Here is a 798-nt window from a genome sequence, read left to right as displayed (position 1 = left end):
TGTCGTACTCGTTCCGATAGAGATAGAGCTGGCCGAGCGCCGCCCAGCTGTCGAGATCGGCGGGGGTGGCTTGCAGGCGCTGGTGCAGGGCGCCCAGCTCCTTGTCCTGCAGATCCCGCGGGCTCAACCCCGCCAGCGGATCGGGGGGGGATGCATAATCCTGCCACGCCTGATAACGGCCGGTGCTCAGATAGCCAGCGGCAACGGCCGCGATGGCCAGGAGGCCAAGCAGCAACAAGGCCCGCCCGTGCCGGTTATTGCGGCCGCGATTGTCATGCTGGCTGGCCAGTTGCGCGCGCAAGGCCAGCTCCGCCGCCGGGATGGCGTTGGCCAGGCGGGCGGCGCTTAGCTCCCCATATAGCGGTTGGTCTGGAGAGAGGCCCGCCTGCTCCCTGTGCATGATCAGCCAATTCAATTCGCTGCGCGGATCAGCTACGGGTTGATGGATTGATTCAACGATGGCCTTACCGGCAGGGATGGCCTGCGTTTTCGTGCGCGTCAGGCGGCGAAACAGAGTCAACAGCGCCAGACCCAACAGCAGCAGGGGACCGCCCCACAGCAGCGCTGTGCTGGCCTTGAAGGGGGGATCGTAGCGGACAAAATCGCCGAAGCGCTCCGTCATGCGGGTGATCACCTGCTCATCAGACTGCCCCTCGTCCACCCAGCGGTAGACCTCGAGCCGCAGATCCCGGGCGATGGGGGAGTTGGACTCCACCAGGTTCTGGTTCTGGCACTGGGGGCAGCGCAGGGCGCGGGCCACTTCCTGAGCGCGGGTCTGCCGCTCGGGGTGGCGAAACT

The 798-nt window shown here is 66.2% G+C and carries 1 protein-coding gene; it reads right to left on the bottom strand.

Annotated elements, in window-relative coordinates:
• The coding region (locus CUC53_RS18630; RefSeq protein WP_100295433.1) for a cytochrome c-type biogenesis protein CcmH at positions 1 to 798 on the bottom strand (798 nt) is incomplete at both ends.

Origin of the sequence: Aeromonas cavernicola (assembly GCF_002795305.1) — a bacterium.
Lineage (GTDB): Bacteria > Pseudomonadota > Gammaproteobacteria > Enterobacterales > Aeromonadaceae > Aeromonas > Aeromonas cavernicola.
Note: the sequence above shows the minus strand (reverse complement) of the source record. Positions and strands in the feature narration are given on the sequence as shown.